The following is a 19,692-nucleotide window of genomic DNA, read 5'->3' as shown; positions in this document are numbered from 1 at the left end:
ACCCCAGTGCCCGGTGGCTATATGACCCTCAACGCCCCTTCCCGCTTCACCCCGGAAACTCATCAACGTAATGCCGACAAGCTGTCGCGGATTCCGGTAAAAGTGGAAAAGCCCGAACAAATCTTGCGCAAGCCGGACTGGATACGCATCAAATTGCCCAGCGGCGACCAAGTCAATCGCATCAAGCAATCATTGCGCGAACACCGCTTGCACACTGTCTGCGAAGAAGCCGCCTGCCCCAACTTGAGCGAATGCTTCAGCCACGGCACCGCCACCTTTATGATCATGGGCGATTTGTGCACGCGCCGCTGCCCGTTCTGCGACGTTGCCCACGGCAAACCGCAGCCTTTGGATGCGGAAGAACCGGCCAATCTGGCCGCGACCATCGCCGCAATGGCTTTGAAATACGTGGTGATCACATCCGTGAACCGCGACGACTTACGCGACGGCGGTGCCAGCCATTTTGCCGCTTGTATCGCGGCAGTGCGTAGCCAGTCGCCTAATACCACCATCGAAGTATTGGTGCCGGATTTTCGCGGCAGGATGGATACGGCGCTGGACATTCTGCAACAACAGCCGTGCGATGTGTTCAACCACAACTTGGAAACCGTGCCGCGCCTGTATCTGCAAGCCCGCCCCGGCGCCGATTACCATATTTCGCTCCAATTGCTGCAACAACACCGACAACGCTTACCCAATGTACCAACCAAATCCGGCTTGATGTTGGGCATAGGCGAGACCGAAGCGGAAGTGATTGACGTGATGAAAGACTTGCTGGCCCACGGCGTCAGCATGCTGACGTTGGGCCAGTATTTACAACCCAGCAAGGACCATTTGGCGGTACAGGAATACATTCATCCCGACCAATTTCAGCGCTATGCTGACATCGCCCGCGAATTGGGATTCAAACAGGTCGCCAGCGCGCCCTTGGTACGGTCTTCCTATCACGCCGATTTGCAGGCAGCGGGTGTTGGCAAATAGCAACACATCCCAAGCTATACAAACATCCCGATAGCGTTTGAGCTTTGTCGCATCATAGCCGTCAATCGCGCATGGATAAAGAATACGCAAGCAAGTAAATCCGGCCCGTAACTGATTCGCGGAGTGGTCTCAATTGCCAACCCGCAAGGGGCGACGTCGAACATTATATTTACTTCGGTACTCAGTGAAATCGGCTGAGCAGGTTCTTGATTTCCTCTAGCGCGTAAGCCGGCTGATTTAAGGTCATCGGTTTGTGGCTGAATAGCCGGCATCGGGCACATGGATATTAAGAGCCTAACTGCTTTTGCGTGAATAGAATAGGGGCTGTTGCCATTTTGAAACGATAGCCTTGAAATCGAACGGCTCTGCCTCATTGATTGATTTTTCAATCAGAAGACAAGTGAGCTATGCCGCGACAAATGTTTACGGATGCATACTGGAATAAATTCAAAGCCATCCTGTTAAGCCTGGGGATTTATGACAAGCCTTCGCTCAGGCAAACGGTAGAAGGGATTTTTTATCGCATGCGAGTCGGCTGCCCCTGGCGAGACCTGCCTGCCACGTTTGGTAAGTGGAATGCAGTCTACAAACGGTTTAATGCGTGGTCACTGCAAGAAAAACTGATGGGCATCTTTCGAGGCCTGGTTGTGGCACCGGATTTGGAATGGACCTTTATTGACGGCAGTATCGTGAAAGCGCATCAGCATAGTAGTGGTGCGGCTCATGAACAGGATGCCGCGATTGGGAAATCCGTTGCGGGTAACACCACGAAAATCCATATGGCCGTTGATGCCTGTGGGCTGCCTATTCATTTCTCGATCACCGGTGGTGAAGTCCATGACTGCAAAGAAGCGCCGGAATTAGTGGCTAAACTGCCTTTGGCTGACTACACGGTCGCTGACAAAGGCTATGACAGTGAACCTCTACGGATTCAAATTCGAGAGAAAGGGAGTGTCCCTATCATTCCTAGAAAACAAAATTCAATCGTCGGGAATGACGGAATGGATTGGTGCCTCTACCAATATCGCCACCTCGTTGAAAATGTCTTTGCGCGATTGAAACATTTCAGAGCCATCGCAACGCGATATGACAAATTGAAACGCAATTTTGAAGGCGTTGTCGCTTTGGCCTGCGCTTTTATTTGGTTACCCATGTAAAACGGCAACAGCCCCTACTATTTATAGGACTCTTCCCAGCCGATTATTAAAGACCGGATTAATAACAGTTGCTGCCGGACGCTGGTTTGTGCTGAACTACCGACGCGATTCGTGTGGATAAATTGCTTGGGGGGGTGGATGATCGACAAACCGGTGCGCGCGCAACTTCCCGCTAAATTGGTCGCGCCGACCTTACCCGCTGTGGTTTGCCGCCGACGCCTGTTCGAACAAATAGACCGCAGCTATTCCGACTACGGTTCGGCAGTCTGGCTGTTCGGGCCGGCCGGTTACGGTAAAACCACGTTAGCGGCTGATTATGCCGCCGCAAACACTCAACCCGTACTTTGGTACCGTTTCGACAGCGATGACCTGGACCCGGCCGTTTTTTTGGGGCATTTCCGCACTGCGGCAACCCGTTTGGGCCTGGTCTCCGCGACACCGGCGTTCGGCCCGGAATATTTGCCCGGCCTTGAAGCCTATGTCGGCGAGTTATTGCGCACGCTGTTGCCGCCCGAAGCCGCGCCAATGCTGCTGGTATTCGACGATTGCCACCAGGTGGTCGCTTCGGTTACTGGTGCGGATATTGGCCGCATTGGGCCGCATCGTCGGCGTGCAGCACCGAATACTGTGTCTGAGCCGCCACGAACCACCGCCCGGACTGGCTATTGCATTGCAGCCGCTCGGCATGCTCACGCCGGCGCAATTGGCGTTTGACCGCGACGAAGCCGGCCGACTGGCCGATCTAGCCGGATTCGACGGCGGCAACGACAGGCTCGACAAGCTGTTCGGCCAAAGCCGCGGCGCCAGCCGCTTTAGCCGTGGAATTACGGCAACGGCCACCCGAACATCCGACTCCGGCCAACGAGCAAGCAGATTTAGCGCAACGGGTGCAGGACGGTTTGGATGCCACCGTCTTGCAACAGTTGCTGGCCGTTGCCTGCGCAGAAACCGCAACCGAGCCGCTGGCGCACGATTTAGCAGACGACCCGGCCGTGTTGGCGACGTTGGCCCGACTGGCGGCCAACCATTATTTGGTCAACCGCATCGACACTGCCATCCCCAGTTACCAACTTCACCCTTTGCTGCGGGAATTTCTGCTGGCCCGCCACCGGGCCAACCTCGGACAGGACGATTACGCGGCATTTTTAAAACGCAGTGCCGGAGTGCTGGAACGCCACGGCGAGATTGGCCAGGCCTTCGAACTGTACCGCCAAGCCGGCGCCGGACTGGACCTGCAACGCCTGATTCTGGTCCATGCCAAAACCGAGTTGGGCGCCGGCAGAAGCCTGCAACTGCAGTCTTGGTTGCAGAGTTTACCGGACGACTTACCGGCTAACCCGTGGCTGGAGTTCTGGCGGGCCGCGGCCCAGTTGGCGTTAAATCCGCCGTTGGCCCAAACCTTGTTCGAACGGGCTCACGCCAGTTTCGGCGACGACCCCTTGGGCAAAGCGCTGAGCGCCGCCGGGGTACTGAGCGCGATGTTTTTCGTGATGGACGACTTTCGCGACGCGGCACGCTGGCTGAACGAACTGGCTGTGCTGGATTCAGTAATCGAAGCAGCCGACGATCCGGAGTTGGACGCCTGGATCCTGGGCTGCGGCAATATTCTGGTCCACTTCCCCGATTACCTAGAATTGGCCCGACGCTGGGCGCAGCGAGCATTAGCGCGCCTGCCGCACTGTCCACCGGGGCGCCAGGTGTTTTTGACCTCCTTCCTGTTGCAATACCACGTCTGGCGCGGCGATACGGAAGGTTCGCGCGCCTTTTTTGCCTTACTGGATCAGCAGATAGCCAACGACGAACCGCTGTACCGGATCAATCTATTGAATTGGCAAGCAGTGAACGCTTACCTATGCGCCGAGCACGCCGCCGCTTACGCAGCCACCGAGGCGGCCGCGCAATTGGCTACCGCTTACGGCTTGGCTTTTTATTTGCCGAACATTTACGGACAAGAAGCCTACACCGCGCTGTCGGCCAGGGACTGGGAGCGCTTTCGCTCGGCGTTGGCGCGCATGGAAGCCTGTATGCCGGAGAATCGGCGGGTGGATCAATCGTTCATGTTGCATTTGCGCTCCGGCCTGTCGCTGGCGGAACAGCGTTTTAGCCAAGCGCGCCAGGAAGCGGAACTGGCATTGTCGATTTGCCGCGAAATCAATTTACCGTCGGTGGCGGCCCTGGTTCAGCACGGTCTGGCGCAAATTTTGGCGGCGGCTGGCGATCTGGCCGAAGCCGCCCGGCATTTACAGCAATTGCAAAGCCATGCCGTTCGCGCGGACAAGCCCTTCATTCTGTTCATGGCCTTGCTGACCGAAGCCCAAGTCCTACTGGCCGGCGACGACGAAGCCGGCGGCCTGGCAGCGTTGGCCCGAGCGATGGCATTGGGCAAGCGCCAGCGCTATCTGAACGTGCACCCGTTCTGGCAGCCGGCAGTGATCGGCAGGTTATGTACCGTGGCGCTGGAGCGCGGTATCGAAGCCGACTATGTGCGTTGGTGGATAGTGCAACGCCAACTGCAACCGGACGGTAACGCCTGCGAAGAATGGCCGTGGCCGGTGAAAATCCGGACGCTGGGCCAGTTCAGGATCGACGGCCTCGAACCGGCGGCCCGCCGCAGGCAAAAAGACAACAAGCCATTGCAGTTGCTGCAGTGGTTGCTGGCGACCAATCCGGACGGCGTGCCTCAACAAACCCTGGCCGATGCGCTGTGGCCGGACTCGGACGCCGATGCCGCCCAGCACGCGCTGGAAGTGGCCTTGCAGCGCCTGCGCAAACTGCTGGGACGGAATGAGGCGGTGTTGTTGCAGGGCGGCACCCTGTCTTTGAATCGGGAATTGTGCTGGCTGGACATTTGGGTCGTCGACGAAGTCGCCAGACGATTTGCCGCCGACCCGAATCAGGCCGCAACCTTGGCGGATCGCCTGTTAAAAGTCTGGCGCGGCCCGTTTTTGCCCGGCCTGGAAGCGCCATTAGCGGCATCGAAACGGGAAAATCTCGCTGCCAAATTCATCCAAACTTTGGAAAAGCTTGGTTCCGAGCTGGAAGCCGCAGGCCGGAGAGCCGTGGCCATCGCCTGCTATACGCAAGCCGTCTCAATTGAACCGTTGGCGGAAAATCTGCAATACCGGCTGATCGATTGCCTGCTCGCCGAAGATAGGCGCGCCGAGGCCTTGCTAGCTTACCGCCGCTGTCGGCGCCACTATGCCGGCCACTATGGCATCGAACCCTCTCCCCGCTTAAAGTCCCTGGCCGTACTGATCACGGCACCAAACGTCGGTAAAGGCTAAACAATGTTCATAGCCTTAATGGACGGCATCGAGCTAATACTAAATAACTTCCGGTCACGCATTCGCCGATCATCCGCAAACAAATTCGGTCAATGTTGTGAGTTTTTTGTGAGGCCTGTTGCTTTAGGGTATCGACACGACCGTCGATAGGAGACCTAAACATGAACTTTCCCGCTAAGCCGATCACCTTGTTTTTATGCGTCAATCCGTTTTCGACGTTTGCCGCAGTAGTTTCGCCACCGCCTGTGCTTTCGTTGATCGCTTCCGACGTTTATGTCCAGTACGGCGGTCCCGGGGTCGCGAATACCTTGCAGCATCATCCCAGCGTATTGTCGATTGCAGTCGGCGGCTCTACGGCTTCCGCCGATTTCGGCAGCGCCATCTTTAAGGCCAGTTCTGCAGCTGCGGATACAGGCTCACAAACCACTTATGCCTACACCGGCATGACTGCAACATTCAAAAATACCGGCGCCGTCAATATCAGTTTTGCCGCCGGAGCGATTGATGCCGACATCGACGCGGTGTTCAGCCGCACAATCGGCAGCGAAGCGAGCGGCCAAGCCGCCACGGTACTGAGTTCCGCGTTGTCCGGCACTTACCCGGGCAATAATGTTCCCGGCGTTAGCGTGCTGTATCAATACGGTACTTCCAATAGCCCGTCATCGCCGTTTTTCGACTTTCATTTCAACCCCAATGCCGGTTTCACCGGCAGCGGTACGGCAGATGCGGACAAGTTGTCGGCCAATCTGGCCTTCCCGGCTTTCACGCTGAGACCGAACGACATTCTAACCGTGAATTATTCGCTGAATACCTGGGTCGTGGCCGGCGTCGGCTTGGGCACTCCCGGCAGTGGCTGGAGCGCGGCCAGCGATGCAACGCACACCGCGTCGATCAGCTTGCAATTGCCGGCGGGAACCTTGCTGAACTCGCCGATTGCGCTCGATTGGGTGAAAACGGCGCCTGTCCCGCTTCCACCAGCCATCGGCTTGATGCTTACCGGGTTGGCGGGCATATTCGGCTTCAACCGCCAGCGTTCGCACCAAGCCATGATTTTCCCGCTGGTCGAATCCATTAACCCAGGAATCCAATCATGAATCTAAACAAAGGTTATGCGCTATTCGGCATCGCGTTATTCGGCCTTACCACCGCTGTTCGCGCGGACCAGGCCATTTTGCAATATGGCGGCAACGATTACGGCAATCAGCGTCTTTTCGATCCCAATCCAGCTACTTTCGACGACGCCAACATTTAGGATGGCGTCATGTCGTCACGGCGGAATTCAGGGCTTCCGGTTATTCCGATTCGGTAACCAACTCGAACAACCGTTTCAGCCAAGGCTCCTTGCAATATCACTATCTAAGTTACTTAAGACCATTCAGATTAAACACCAGTCAGAGATACTTTAAAGCACGTCATAACATTTGGAGGATTATTATGTTGAAATTAGTACGATATATTGGCATATGCGCGCTTGCGACCAGCCAACTTGCGACAGCGGCGACAGTGTTCGTTCAATACCCTGACCCCAGCGGTTCTGGGATCACGTCTGATCCTGCATTTGCCACGCAGACCGGCGCCGGCTTCTTTGCAGAGGCGGATCTGCTGAGTGCCGTATTCAAGGCAAGATCGGAATCCCCCGACGCTTCCTTTGCTTATGCTGGACTACAAGGTTTGACCTTTACCAATCCGCTGGGCAACGCGCCAATACTGCTGCCGGCCGGAGCGCTTGGTGTCAACATTACCGGCCAGTATACACTTGGCCCGCTGGTACCAAACTCGGGCGCCAGCGCGGGCATAACCGGTGTCCTTAGCATCAATGACGGCAGCTTGGCAAGAGTAGCCAGAGGCGATCATTTCGTCAATATTGGTCAGGCTAGTAATGGTTTCTCCTACCCTCCCACCAATACAACAACCCCAATTACGCAAAACGGGGGGACCGTCTTGTTTAATACGGCAACCTTGACCAACCTTGACATGACATTATTAATGCCAGCCATGACAATAGACCCTGGCGAAACCCTGGAAATCACGTTTTTGCTGCAAACGATACAAGGGGCCAATGGTGCCGGCGTCAAATCACTAGCCGATGCGTCGAACAGCGCAAAGTTGTTTTTCAATTTACCGGCTGGCGTCAGTTTGGTCGACAATGCTGGTGGTACTTTGACCTGGGTTAAGCCTGTGCCGTTACCGGGAGCTTTTTCGCTGTTCGGCATTGCACTGGCATCTGCGGCAGTGCGCCTGCGGCGTGCCGCCCCCCATTCGCACTAGCAGATTTTTCGCTCGTTCCCACGCTAGCGCGTGGGACGGCACTTGTGTATAACGCTAAGCACCCGAGCTTCGAACTACCCATTAAAAACGTATAAACACGGGATGTAAGCCTCTTCATCCCTGACCTTCTTCTCCCTTTTTATCATGCGGCTTCGGAGGCCGCGAGCGTTGACAATTCGCCATCCTACCTCCCCCAAAACACTGTAGAGGCGTAAAACCTTGCGTCTTCACGCATAAGCAGTAACACTACTTGTTTTTTAAAGCCATCCAAGCATATGAACTCATTCAGAACCTTTACTTTGGCAACCACTATCGCGTTGGGAACTGCACTGATAAGCGGCTGCTCGTTTTCCACCAGCTCCGAGAGTTCGTCCGACAGCATAGGCAGCTTGTCTGACAGCTCTGGCGGCATCTTCAAAAGCGCCTCCAGCCCGTTTACCTCCAGCTCCGACTCGTCGCGTAACAAACACGAAAAATACGAAACCGATGTGGCCGACTATACCGCTACCTTCGTGGTGTCCAGCAGCGGCACACTGGATAGTTTTCGCGGACATCTCAGCGAATTGGCCGAAAGTCATGAGATCACCAACTGGGAAACCGACCGGAATACTTACGTAGGCATCGGTCGCGGACTGGCCAAAGCCAAGCTCGGCAAACCGCAAATTTCGGCGTTTACCGAAAGTTTGAGCGATAACGAGCCCTGGAAGAAACAGGCCATTGAAGAAGGTTTGAAAAAATAATCCCGCAGGCAGTCGCCCACTTGGTCATGCCAGTTGCTGGCTTGAAATTCGCAAAGTGGGCACTGACGCTGGGCTGTTTACTTTGGGTAGCCGTTGCCGAAGCAGACCAAAGTCATCATTTCGAATTCCTGTACATAGACGCCAACGAAGGCAGCGCCAGCGGCGGCCATGCCGCCATTAAATTCGACCGGCAAGTCTTTCATTTTCAGCACATCGAACCTGGCCTGCTGCGTTTGTATCGCAACGATGCGGCGGCTTTTGAGTTTGCCTACGGCTTTCAGGAGAACCGAAACATATATGGTCACCGCATCGAAGTGTCTGAGGATTTTTTTCAAGCACTACGGGATACCTTTAGTCGCCGCCTGTTCATTCAACACCAGCAATTGTCGCTGTTACAAGCCCTGCACGACGACCAGGCACTGTTTGCAGGCTTGCAACATCTTGACTCTGCGCCGCCTATACCCATAAAAGGATTGGGTTATTTTTTGACGCAATATCGGGCGACGGAAGCGTTCCCTGTCGAGGCAGACAAACCCAGCAACAACAGCCAAGCACTACAACAATTGCGCGAAGCCATCGTTAACGAGTATGGCGAAGATTTTTTGCCGGCCAAGCGCCAGCAAGCTTGGCAAACCCTGCAAACCCTGAAACCTGAGTTAGCAGTTAACCCCGCTGAACCCACGGATACACGGTTTACCGCCACGAACAGCTCATTTGCCGAACGCTACCGCAATCAGTTGCTGAATCTGGCCGCGCTGGATGTGCTGCACGCCAGGCTATCCCCGCTTAGTGAAAGTTTGTTAGAAATTCCCGAGGCGACATACAAACTCAACACCGCGCAACGAGCCAAGCTACAAGATTTTCGGCGGCGTTTGTTTGCCGATTTAATGACCCTGATGCACAGCCAACGCAGCGACTGGGGTTATCCGCTGTTGGTGGGAATGGCCCGCTTGCATGCGCTAGACCATGCCGTCAGCTCGGGTTATCTGAGCGTACTGGACCGCAGCCGCCCCGACAGTGACGACCCACAAGCCACTATTATCGACAACGACAATTTGCCGGCAGCCCTGCAATACAGTCAAGAGCTATTTGCCGCGGCGTCCAAACAACTCGACAGCCCCATAGCGCTGGATGAGCTTGCTTACTCGGAACTTGAGCTAAGCGCGACGGCGCTAATGCAATTGCATAAGCCGCGCCATGATCAGCAGTCTTTGCAGCTGTTGCCATTGACAACCACGCCGTCGCGACCGGCAGCGGCGGAATTGATTGGTTTACCGCTGCCTACCAGCGAACTGGCAGATTTCCAAAACAGCGTTACGCAGCAAATCGAAACCTATCAAAGCCAATTGCAATCCTTATATGGCTATAACTTGCTTAGCCGCAATTGCGCCACCGAAATCTTCCGACTCATTAACCAGACGGTTGCGGAAATCTCGTCTACAGCCGAGGAAAGTACAAGCCAGGCGTCGCAGCGGCTGCTGGGCGGTTATGTTGATGAAGGCGGCTTGAACATGATTCCGTTTATCGCCTATGACCAGATAGAACGCGCCTATCGACTAAGCACCAGCTTCCAGCGTCAGCCCTACAGAGAACGGCAGCGTCAACGGCGTTACCGGCAAATGCCGCAATGGCAGGTGGATTTACAGGAATCCAATACCCTAAGTTCGAGGATTTATCAATGGAACGAGGATGACGCGGCGTTTTTATTCTTTACTCAAGATCAGCTATGGCCTCGGCCATTGCAGGGCGGCTTCAATCTGGCGATAGCCGGCGGCCAGGGCCTTTATGGTGTGTTCAGTTGGCCTTGGGATGATGGGGATAATCTACGCAAAGGCTTGAAAGGCCTTGTAGTCAGCCTGCCGGAACTGTTGTTTTTTAACATCCGTAAAGGCTCGTTTCCAGGATTGCTGCCGGAAGCAGGTCTATATTGGCCTGAGGCTTTTTAACTAGGCTAGCTTGCGGGTATAGCGACGGTGAGAGGTGGAGAGGAATAATTCGTTGGCGCTTTACCGGACTGCCCTCAGACCCTAGGCAATTTGCGGTGAAATTCTCGGGCATCAGGCTCGAACATCAATAAATCTGCCTTTACCACCTTCGTTATTTTGATCGGAGGCGTCTTTAGCAACCGGTTGGACTTGCTGAAACGCTTGTATGGGGCTGTTTGGCTGGGCCTTTTTGACTGTCGGAACATTGGCCCCGGCAGCACTATAAATTTGCGACGCGCCTGAATTAATTGACATGTATGACATTGGCTACCTCTTGTTCACGGGTTTAATGGCTACAACTCTACTTGAGAGGAGCCAATTTTATTCCAAGCCCTTTGTATGAGTTGCCTGTTGCCTCGCAGTTTTCGAGATAATTGCTATACCAGCTTCGAAGCATATACCTGAATTGCGCTAATTTGCCCGATATGCCGCATCAAACCGTTCTCGCGAGGCTTCAGACAGAAAAACACCGGTAGGCGTTCGCTAGTCAATCCACCCTATTTGTTAGTGTCAATGCGGCGGGTAAGCGCTGCTGCTTGGCTCAACGCTTGATGACCGGACTCACCGGCGCCACGTTCTGCGGTACAAAAGGCGGGGGAGTCGGCGTCGTGGTTGGAGCTGGCGTGGCAAAATCAAAGGTGGCGATACAGTTGACGCCGCCGATCAGTTCGTCGCTAGGGTTGGGTAAGGTCATGCGCACCGTAAAGCTGCCACTGGCCGGATCGATCAATTGGTCCACTTTGGTGACAGTAGCTCTCACGACTTTTTTGGCCGGCAGCTCAGGGCGTACTTCCACTTCCATGCCAGACTGAATCAGACCAAAATATTCAGTCGGCGCGATCAGCTCAACGCGCAACGGATTGACTTGCGCCAGCTTCATAATCGCGCGATCACTAACGGACTCGCCGGGCATCGCATAGCGATCTATCACAATACCGTCTATCGGACTTTTGATGGTTTTAACTTCCAGCTGCGCCTTGGCCATTTCCAATGCCAACATCGCCGACTTTTTACGTTCCTCTGCCTTTTTCAACTCGATTCCAGCCAACACCACTTCGGTCTCGACTTTGTCTTTCTCGATTTGCGAAATGACATTGGTGGTGGCTAAACTCCGATAACGGGTGCGGTTGCGCGTGGCGTACTCCAATTTCACTTTCTGATTGCGTACCTCGCTATTGGTCTCGGCATCGGCCTTGGCCTGGTTGAACTTGGCCCATTCCACCGAGGCTTCCAATTGGGCCAGCGGCTGGCCTTTGGCAACGTGATCACCCTTATCGACCAACAGCGCTGCGACAGTCCCCGCCACCGGGCTACTCAACTCGACGTACATTTCCGGCTTGACCATGCAATCCAGATTGGCGGCAAACACGGTGCCACTGAACAGGCCAGGACCGATTAATGCGCAAAAAAAATGGTGGCGTATGGGCATGTAAAAATCACTAATCGATTAGTTTGATTTGAAACGGTCTGATTTTTAACAAAATAGTAAATTTAAGGCCACAGCGTTTATTCAAACTTGCCGGAAAACGCCAAAATACGCGACAAATGCTTATCCTGTTTGCTGAGTTGCCTTCTGACGTTGCGCTGTTGCCGCTCGTTATAAATTTGCGGCAGACGTAATATCAGGTTTCCCAAAAACCCCGGCAAAGCTTGCTGATCTTTAGCCAGGCCGGCCATAGTCTTGAGAATAGCAGACGAATAAAACTCCCGTAGCGCCGTATCCTCCAGCGACAGTATCGCTTCGCAGCTACCCGGATCGCCTTGCCGGGCAGAGCGCCCGTATAGTTGCCGATCTATGCGCCGAGACTCGTTACAGTTCAACGCAATCACGTGCAAACCGCCCAACTCCGCCACGCCCAATCCCAGGGCTATATCGGTGCCACGGCCGGCCATATTCGTAGCTACCGTAATAGCGTGCAACTGCCCGGCTTGCGCGATGATCTCAGCCTCGTGTTGATCTTGTTCCGCATTCAACACCCGGTGAACCAAACCCGCCGCTTCCAGCCAAACACTGACCTCCAGCGACTCGGCAACCGAACCGGTGCCTATCAATACCGGCCTGCCTAGTGCGTGCAACTCGCGGACCCGTTGCAGAAACACGCCTTGCTTGGCTGCCTGCGTGGCATAAATCCGTTCGCTGAACAAAATCCGTTTCGATACTCTGTGCGTAGGCACTTTTACGCTATGCAAACCATAAACACGCTGCATTTCCGTCGCCACTTCCCGTACCGTGCCCGAAGTACCGGCCAGTTTGAGATAGCGGCTGAAAAAGCGCTGGTAACTGATCCGGGCCAGCGGCTCGCGTTGTTCGGAAATCAAGCAACCTTCCTTAGCTTCTATCATTTGTTGCAAGCCCTGCTCCCAAGACCGATCCTCCATCACCCGGCCGGTAAACTCGTCGATGATTTGCACCTTGTTATCTTTCAGGATGTATTGCTTGTTACGTTTGAAGCAATACTCGGCGATTAGCGCCTGCTTGACCATGGCTTCCCGCCAGCGCTTATTTTTCCAACTCGGTCCCAAGCCGATAATCATATCCGCAAGGGTATTTTCGCCTTGCGGCGTCAGTTCGACATCCCGAGTTTTCGGGTCCATGACAAAGTCGTCGTTAATGAACAACGATGAGGCCAGATACAAGGCATCACCGTAGGTTTCCGGAGACGCCTCATTCGGCCGGGTCTGGGTGATGATCAGCGGCGTTTTGGCTTCATCGATCAGTACGCTATCGGCTTCGTCAATGATGGCAAAGCATAAGCCGCGCATGATCAGAGCCTTGCTTTTCGGCTGTTTTATTTGCTGCTGAATCTGCTTGAATTGAAATTTTAACAAGCCCACATCCTCGCCCATCTCGATGCGGTCACGCAGATAATCAAAGGCAATTTGTTTATTCGTCGTATGGACGATGGGTTGTTGATACAGTTTTCGGCGCAGTTCAAGGTCCATACCGTCAACCACCGCACCGGACTTCAAGCCCAGGCGCAGATAAAGCGGTTTCAGAATCTCCGCATCGCGCGCCGCCAAGTAATCGTTGGCAGTAATCACATGCACCGGGATGCCTGCCAAGGCGGCGGTGCAGGCCGGCAAGGTCGCGGTCAGCGTTTTGCCTTCGCCGGTTTCCATTTCCGCCAGCATGCCGTTGATCATTAACCAGCCGCCAAACAATTGCACGTCAAAATGCCGTTTATTCAGCGTCCGACCGGCGGTTTCGCGAATCAGCGCGAAGGCTCTGATCATCAGCTCTTCTGTCAGACCATGCCGGTATAGATTTTCCCGCAGTTCCAGAATGGCAATGGTCAACTGTTGCTCATTGTAGTTGCTTAACGGGGCAGCAACTTTTTCAACTCGACTGACGATATAAGCCTGGCTGAAACGTTGGCAGTTCAGGCGTTTGTGGATTTTGTCGAAAAATGCCGCGGCGCCTTGTTCGAAATCAATTAGTCGACTTTCCGGCTTTTGCGGGTAGCTGCCAAAATATACCCCTGGACGCAACACCAACTCAGACATTGAACTGCCTCAAAAATACCTGGCGTACCCGGCGGTACAGCTGAGTCATAATCGATTCGCCGCCATGGTTGATCCGCACATAAGCGCGCATACCTATCGGCAGATTTTTCGGCGGCGAGAAGTCCAGATCGACCAAAAAGATTTTTTGCAGGGTTTGCATGTCTTGTTCGTTTTCCGTGTTCACGCGGATCTTGCCGCCGCCGGTGGTCGCCAGGGCCGGGCTGGGTAGCGTATTGGTCGCTTCCGGCGCCAGCCTGATAATCCGGGCCGGGTAGTCCCGATACGGATCACTCACCAGGCGCACATTGATTTCCGGACTGCCTTGCCTTAGCAGGCCAATATTGTCTTGCGTTACCACCATGCGGATGGTCGGCGGCTGTTCATCCAGAATGTAACCAATCAACTCCCCCTGACGCAAATAGCTACCGGTCAGATCGTCGACATCCGGCAACAGGATATAACCGGATTTAGCAGCGCTTATGATCATCGCGCTGGATTTATGATTCAAATGATCCAGTTCGGACTCCGCAACGCGCAACGATTCTTTCAAAATTTCCGCCTTTACCAAATCCGACTCTTTCTCCGCCCGATATTGGCTTTGCAACTCGGCCACTTTGGCGCGGGCGATCTTGGCTTTGGCTTCCAATGCGTCGTCATGCATGGTCAGCAACACATCCCCCTGATTCACAAACTGATTGGATTTCACCAACAGTTCGCCGATGAAACCCTCTTGCTCCACCTTGATCAACGCCTCATCGGGCAGCCACACCACACCTTCAGCCAGCGTGTAATTGGGAATCGGCAAAGCACCAAAAACCAGAACCACAAACAAGGCCACGCCTGCCGTGGTCAGCAGCGCCTTATCTCTCTTCCGACTCAGACTGGGGCTGGTAAACACAAAACGTATGGCTTTATACAGCGGAAACACCACCTGTAATGACGCCATCAACAGCGCAACGGCGATACCCAGTGAGAAAAATTTTTCGGTCAGATAAATACAGACAAACCACAACATCATCAGGCGGTAAGTCAGCGACGCCAAACTATAAATGACAAACCAAGCCGTTTCGCCCGGCGCAGAGGCCGGGGACACCGCCTGTTTCAAATCAAACAAATATCGCTGGGCCAAATAAGCCCAGATTTGGCTTGAACGCTGATACAAATTGGGAATGCTCAAGGCATCGGCCAGAATGTAATAGCCGTCGTACTTCAATAATGGGTTCCCGTTAAAAAACAACGATGAGACGCCGCCGGTCAGCAAGATGTCGAAGCCCACATCCTGGACAAATCCGGTCTCGGTGCTCAAAAACAAGAATAGGCCCAGCGCGGCCAGAAATCCTTCCACCAAAATGCCCGCGGCGCTGATCAACATCCGGTCGTACTTGTTACGCAGATGGTTGGCGGCGGAGACATTGACGTAAGGCACCGGCATGAACAATAAAAAATTGACGCCCATTTCATGCACTTCGCCGCCTTTCAACTTCATCGCAAAGCCATGCCCCAATTCATGCAGGATTTTGATCAGGGGATACAGCAAGAACATGATCAAAAAATTGTAGGGTGCCAAAGCGTTCAATTCAAAATGATGGCTGATTTCCGACCAATTAGCCCCAGCTTGCAGCGAAGCAATTGCAATGACTAGCAGCCAGACCACGCCGAACTTGACGCTGAACAGCCCCGCCACTTTAGACACATGTTTGCCGAGAAACTCGTCCGGATCCCACAGTGGCAATTTCAGCGATAGCGGATTCAACAGACGCTGATTGCTTTTCGCACTGCTCAACCGCGCCTGACGCTCGAACAATTCTTCGGTGTTGACCAAGGCTTCGGTTTGAATCAAATCGGCCTGATGTAATTGCCCCAGTAGTTGAATAAGGTCTTGTTGGCTGGGTGCATAGTCGCCCAGCTGCCGATTCAGGATGTCGGCAATCTCTTGTACGCTCAACTTGCCGTCCAATAGCCCGATGAACTGATAGGCCAGGCTATTAAAGCGCTGATGGCGGCCGGTATTAGGGTCTTCCAGGATGTACCAGATCAGGCCGCGGTACTCGTGGCGGTGAATCTCGATATGGCTATGCAATTTGGGTTTGAGCTTGGCGACTCGGTACCAGTGCGGACTGAACAGTTCGTTAGCCATGAGCAAACCTCAGCATCCGATTCACCAGGACCAAATCCACAAACGCAGCCAAGCCAGCATGTCGTGGCTCCAGATCCACAATAAACTAGCGCGCCCGGCCGCGATTTTGCCTATGCCCTCCATGCCCGGCCGTAATAGTTCGGGCGCATTTTCCAGGCTGGCTTCGACACGGAAGATGTTTTTGCCGCTATCGGTTTTGGCCACTGCGGTAATCTTTTGCACCTGTAGCGGAAAGGTCCGGCTGGGCATACTGGCCAACACCAAAGAGCCTTTTTGACCTGCCTGCACATAGGAAATCAGGCTTTCATCCACCTTCAGGATGATGCGGTAACCTTCCAACGGGGCAATTTTGAACAGGATTTCACCGCGTTCGACCGGTGAGCCAAGTTTCTGACTCAAATCGCCTTCAATCACCACCCCATCGAACGGCGCGGCCAGATTGATTTTCTGCAACTGCTGGCGGGTCAGCTCCATTTCCGCATCGGCCTGGTCGATTTGCGCGCTGATGACCCTGACTTTCACGAGATCACCACCGGACAGGGCTTCACGATATTCGCGACGGAATTTTTGCAGCTGTCCGTCCAGCTTGCTCAATTCCAGTTGTAATTCCGCATCGTCCAGGCTAGCCATCAATTCGCCTTGCCGCACCGTATCGCCGGCCCGTACCGCCGCCGATTGCAAAAATCCGGATATGGGCGCAGCGACTACCCGCTGAATTTTGCCTTCCAACACCGCGTTGGCGGTCACCCGAAAATCAGCGCGCCACACGGAGGTGACCAACAAGAACAACACCAAGCCCAGGGCGGTCAATTTCACTTTGAAGTGTTTGACGCCCATCAGTTCGGCCAGCCGCTGTTTAAGCTTGATGCCGATTTTTACCGACAACGCTTGTTCATCGAGTTTTTTTAGGGCCAGATAGGGCGAGATCAGTGCCAGGGCTTGTTGGCAAAGTAGAACGGTTTCCTTAGCAAAGGATTGTTCTTCGCTGCGTAGCAGGGTAACCGCGCCGATAAACTCACCGCCATGCAACATCGGCACGGTCAGCAATGATCCATAACCATACTTGCGGACGATTTCCTGATGAGCGCGCTGGATGCTGACCGATTTGACATCCGGAACCACCACCACGCTATCCTGCTCGATGGCTTCGTCCATCGCGTCGGCTATTTTTTGCAACAAATTGGCTTGCTGGTCGAATTGCGCATTGTTGGAAATCGCCACTACCGTACTGTAGTTGTCTTTATATTCGCCGATGGCAACCCGATCGCAACCCAGCATGCGCGTCAATTCGCTACCCAGGCTAATCAAAACCTCGCGGTAACTATTTTGCTCGAAACAAGCCGCCAGCAAACCGACTACCGAGCTGTAAAAATCGTCGTTCTGCTGCAAGTGACCTTGCGCCAAGCCCCACCACTCCACACTCTGCTCCAGCGTGGCAAAAACAGCCGCGCGACGATCAGCAACAGAGTGCTCAAGTTTGAGCGCAATCACGCCCAATAGTAACGAACCGTCAAATACCGGCAGACCGAAAAAGTCATATGGCCGTTGATCCGGCTTCGCCACATTAGGCATGTAACTGGGTTGATTTTTATCCAGTGTGAGTTTGCAAATAGCCGATAACTCGGCGGTATCGGCGAGGTTCTCCGGCCATTTCGCTAAGAGTCTCAGTGTTTTGCCATCCGCATCGCTCACCATCAATGCCGCAGCCTCAGTTTGCGGCACAATGCGGCAGACTATCTCCAGCCATTGTTGGGCAAATCTAACGCTCATAGCGGAAAACCTCCCGGACAGGCATTACTCTGAACCACACTCTGCGGGCACAACATCAGAAATATGTCATCGAGATGGTTGGCTATTTCCTGACTGACCAGGTCTTTCAAATTACTGGGGATGGCGGCAAATTGTTGCTGGCTATCCTTTAAGCCACTGAGCGCTTGGTTAAATTGTTCCGGCTCCGCAAACACTTGCTGCGCCAGATAAACCAGATAGGTTTCGTTGCGATAATGCGGATCGGTAAGTTCAGGATGCAGTTGGTGACCAATGATGTGCGAATATACCTCGGGTAAATGCCATAAACGCATCAGTTCAGAGCCCAACTGACAATAATCAAAGCCAAACAACAGCCGTTCCTGCTCGTCAATCGGCAAGCCCTGCTTCCGGCTTGCCAGCAATGCGTCCAGCGCCTGTTCCGGGGCTTTGACAAACATCGCCGCGTGGCCGATTTCCAATAACAACCCCAGTGCAAAAAAACGATGTCCAGCGGGTAGTCCGGCCAGTTTAGCCAGCGTACGGCAGGCGATGCCGCATTCGATGCCGTGCAACCAGAACTCCTTCAAGTCCATCACCGCGTCGGGAATATTGCAAAACGTGCGCATGCACAGGCTACTCAACAGCAAATCATGCAACTGAATGGTACCAATCAAGCTGATTGCATCGTAGAGATCGTAGGCTTTGCGGTTAAAACCAAAGAAGCGGCTGTTGGCCATGCGGATGATGCGGACGGTCAGTATGGCATCGGTTTGCAGCACAGCGACATAGTCGCGGATTCTGGCATCCGGCTTTTCTAATAACAGCCTGATTTTCAGATACACCTCGGGCATCGAAATTTTTTCGGCCAAATCGCAAAGGAATTGTTGTTCAGCTCTCATAGCGGCTTAATTGAACATGAGCTTTTCCATCTCAGTCGCGGCTTTTAAAGCTTGTTCGACAGTCTCTGCCAACTGTTCGGCATTGAGTTGCAAAATATCCCAAATGTCCGCGGATACGCTCTCCTCGATTGCGCGCATATGCCCGGATATGTACTTTTCGGCACAGGCCCGCACCAGATGCAGTAGTGCGGTTTCCCTGCGCTGATCCGGGGCAAGGTCAGGGGTGGGCTGATAATGCACAATGTCTTGAAAATGCGCCGGCAAACACCATTGCGCCATCAGTTTGGCACCGATCTCGCCATAATGCATACCCAACAGTTTTTGTTCAGCGATGTGCAGTAATTCCTGGTTATTCCGGGACAGTTCCATCGCGCGTTTCGCCAACTCAGGGTGCTTTGCGTAAAGCACCAGATGCCCTATTTCATACAACAAACCAATCACAAACAGGCGTTCGCTCTTGGGGAATTTTAGCTGGCTTGCCAACAACCGGGTCAACACCGCCGAGAACAAGCTGAACCGCCAAAAGGTTTTCAGCGGCATGATGTCATTGGGCAATTTTAACGAGGCAATCGCCGAGGTAGCCAGCACCAAGTCATGTAACTGCCCGATGCCCAGCATACTAACCGCGCGATTCAAGCTGTCGATCTTTCCCGGAAAACCAAAGAAAGCGCTGTTGGCAACTCTTAACACGGCTACGCTTAAGTTGGGATCGCTGGCCACAACTTCGACAAAGTGCTCGATATCCGAACGGGGATCGTCGATCAAATTTCTAACTTTCTGATATACCTCGGGCAAGGAAACCAAACCTTTGATTTCTTGCAAGGTATGTTCGATCAAATCTGCTTGCGAATTGATCTCGACAGGATCAAGCAAGGGCGTCCCTCCAAATTAGACAGTGTTTAAATCAAGCGGAAGTATAGAACGGAAACCGGAGCTATAGTAGGGAAACTACCGGTATTCCGTTCGGGCTGAGGTCGTCGAAACTCAA

The 19,692-nt window shown here is 53.7% G+C and carries 15 protein-coding genes; 9 read left to right on the top strand and 6 right to left on the bottom strand.

The genetic code is table 11. The annotated features are described in order from the left end of the window. Positions 1-21: 21 nt before the first annotated feature. The 9 genes from lipA (at position 22) to ACWAU0_RS12190 (ending at position 10,376) form a co-directional block, all read left to right on the top strand. On the top strand, positions 22-981 hold the full coding sequence (gene lipA, locus ACWAU0_RS12230; RefSeq protein WP_205451176.1) for a lipoyl synthase: 960 nt from the start codon (positions 22-24) through the stop codon (positions 979-981). 407 nt (positions 982-1,388) lie between these two features. Then, the gene (locus ACWAU0_RS12225) at positions 1,389-2,138 is read left to right on the top strand and encodes an IS5 family transposase (protein WP_033159547.1); all 750 of its coding nucleotides are present in this window, start codon (positions 1,389-1,391) and stop codon (positions 2,136-2,138) included. A 138-nt stretch (positions 2,139-2,276) separates the two neighbouring features. Continuing rightward, positions 2,277-2,852 carry a hypothetical protein gene (locus ACWAU0_RS12220; protein ID WP_458136835.1) on the top strand — a complete coding sequence of 192 codons (576 nt, stop codon included), beginning with the start codon at positions 2,277-2,279 and terminating at the stop codon, positions 2,850-2,852. Between the two features lie 104 nt (positions 2,853-2,956). Next, entirely contained in the window at positions 2,957-5,422 is a 2,466-nt protein-coding gene (locus ACWAU0_RS12215) for an AfsR/SARP family transcriptional regulator (protein WP_458136834.1), read from the top strand. Between the two features lie 161 nt (positions 5,423-5,583). Further along, positions 5,584-6,516, top strand: a complete 933-nt coding sequence (locus tag ACWAU0_RS12210) for a hypothetical protein (protein ID WP_458136833.1) — start codon at positions 5,584-5,586, stop codon at positions 6,514-6,516. Next, positions 6,513-6,674: a hypothetical protein gene (locus tag ACWAU0_RS12205; RefSeq protein ID WP_415878948.1), complete on the top strand. Its 162-nt coding sequence runs from the start codon at positions 6,513-6,515 to the stop codon at positions 6,672-6,674. The genes ACWAU0_RS12210 and ACWAU0_RS12205 overlap by 4 nt, the downstream gene beginning before the upstream one ends. A gap of 182 nt (positions 6,675-6,856) precedes the next feature. Next, positions 6,857-7,690 carry a hypothetical protein gene (locus ACWAU0_RS12200; RefSeq protein ID WP_171694481.1) on the top strand — a complete coding sequence of 278 codons (834 nt, stop codon included), beginning with the start codon at positions 6,857-6,859 and terminating at the stop codon, positions 7,688-7,690. 275 nt (positions 7,691-7,965) lie between these two features. Continuing rightward, positions 7,966-8,430: a putative lipoprotein gene (locus tag ACWAU0_RS12195; RefSeq protein ID WP_458136832.1), complete on the top strand. Its 465-nt coding sequence runs from the start codon at positions 7,966-7,968 to the stop codon at positions 8,428-8,430. A gap of 41 nt (positions 8,431-8,471) precedes the next feature. Beyond that, on the top strand, positions 8,472-10,376 hold the full coding sequence (locus tag ACWAU0_RS12190; protein WP_523070794.1) for a hypothetical protein: 1,905 nt from the start codon (positions 8,472-8,474) through the stop codon (positions 10,374-10,376). Positions 10,377-10,956: 580 nt separating this feature from the next. On the opposite strand, the gene ACWAU0_RS12185 is transcribed toward ACWAU0_RS12190, so the two are convergent. The 6 genes from ACWAU0_RS12185 to ACWAU0_RS12160 all read right to left on the bottom strand — a co-directional run bounded on the left by ACWAU0_RS12185 (position 10,957) and on the right by ACWAU0_RS12160 (position 19,577). Then, complete coding sequence (locus tag ACWAU0_RS12185) at positions 10,957-11,844, bottom strand: efflux RND transporter periplasmic adaptor subunit (protein WP_458136830.1); 888 nt, start codon at positions 11,842-11,844, stop codon at positions 10,957-10,959. A gap of 77 nt (positions 11,845-11,921) precedes the next feature. Next, positions 11,922-13,919 carry a preprotein translocase subunit SecA gene (locus ACWAU0_RS12180; protein ID WP_458136829.1) on the bottom strand — a complete coding sequence of 666 codons (1,998 nt, stop codon included), beginning with the start codon at positions 13,917-13,919 and terminating at the stop codon, positions 11,922-11,924. Then, on the bottom strand, positions 13,912-16,056 hold the full coding sequence (locus ACWAU0_RS12175) for a hypothetical protein (protein ID WP_458136828.1): 2,145 nt from the start codon (positions 16,054-16,056) through the stop codon (positions 13,912-13,914). Before ACWAU0_RS12175 ends, ACWAU0_RS12180 begins: the two co-directional genes overlap by 8 nt. 21 nt (positions 16,057-16,077) lie before the next feature. Then, positions 16,078-17,826: a GAF domain-containing protein gene (locus tag ACWAU0_RS12170; protein WP_458136827.1), complete on the bottom strand. Its 1,749-nt coding sequence runs from the start codon at positions 17,824-17,826 to the stop codon at positions 16,078-16,080. Further along, positions 17,823-18,704, bottom strand: a complete 882-nt coding sequence (locus tag ACWAU0_RS12165) for an HDOD domain-containing protein (RefSeq protein WP_458136826.1) — start codon at positions 18,702-18,704, stop codon at positions 17,823-17,825. Before ACWAU0_RS12165 ends, ACWAU0_RS12170 begins: the two co-directional genes overlap by 4 nt. 6 nt (positions 18,705-18,710) lie before the next feature. Next, the gene (locus ACWAU0_RS12160; protein WP_458136825.1) at positions 18,711-19,577 is read right to left on the bottom strand and encodes an HDOD domain-containing protein; all 867 of its coding nucleotides are present in this window, start codon (positions 19,575-19,577) and stop codon (positions 18,711-18,713) included. Positions 19,578-19,692: the final 115 nt, after the last annotated feature.

This window comes from Methylomonas sp. Uni0009 (genome assembly GCF_054188105.3).
The sequence above is the reverse complement of the archived record's forward strand: the minus strand, read 5'-3'. Positions and strand labels throughout refer to the sequence as shown.

Coding starts and splice junctions, on each gene's coding strand:
- ACWAU0_RS12195 (WP_458136832.1), top strand. CDS start 7,966: ATGAACTCATTCAGAACCTTTACTTTGGCAACCACTATCGCGTTGGGA.
- lipA (WP_205451176.1), top strand. CDS start 22: ATGACCCTCAACGCCCCTTCCCGCTTCACCCCGGAAACTCATCAACGT.
- ACWAU0_RS12220 (WP_458136835.1), top strand. CDS start 2,277: ATGATCGACAAACCGGTGCGCGCGCAACTTCCCGCTAAATTGGTCGCG.
- ACWAU0_RS12200 (WP_171694481.1), top strand. CDS start 6,857: ATGTTGAAATTAGTACGATATATTGGCATATGCGCGCTTGCGACCAGC.
- ACWAU0_RS12180 (WP_458136829.1), bottom strand. CDS start 13,919: ATGTCTGAGTTGGTGTTGCGTCCAGGGGTATATTTTGGCAGCTACCCG.
- ACWAU0_RS12175 (WP_458136828.1), bottom strand. CDS start 16,056: ATGGCTAACGAACTGTTCAGTCCGCACTGGTACCGAGTCGCCAAGCTC.
- ACWAU0_RS12170 (WP_458136827.1), bottom strand. CDS start 17,826: ATGAGCGTTAGATTTGCCCAACAATGGCTGGAGATAGTCTGCCGCATT.
- ACWAU0_RS12205 (WP_415878948.1), top strand. CDS start 6,513: ATGAATCTAAACAAAGGTTATGCGCTATTCGGCATCGCGTTATTCGGC.
- ACWAU0_RS12225 (WP_033159547.1), top strand. CDS start 1,389: ATGCCGCGACAAATGTTTACGGATGCATACTGGAATAAATTCAAAGCC.
- ACWAU0_RS12210 (WP_458136833.1), top strand. CDS start 5,584: ATGAACTTTCCCGCTAAGCCGATCACCTTGTTTTTATGCGTCAATCCG.
- ACWAU0_RS12165 (WP_458136826.1), bottom strand. CDS start 18,704: ATGAGAGCTGAACAACAATTCCTTTGCGATTTGGCCGAAAAAATTTCG.
- ACWAU0_RS12185 (WP_458136830.1), bottom strand. CDS start 11,844: ATGCCCATACGCCACCATTTTTTTTGCGCATTAATCGGTCCTGGCCTG.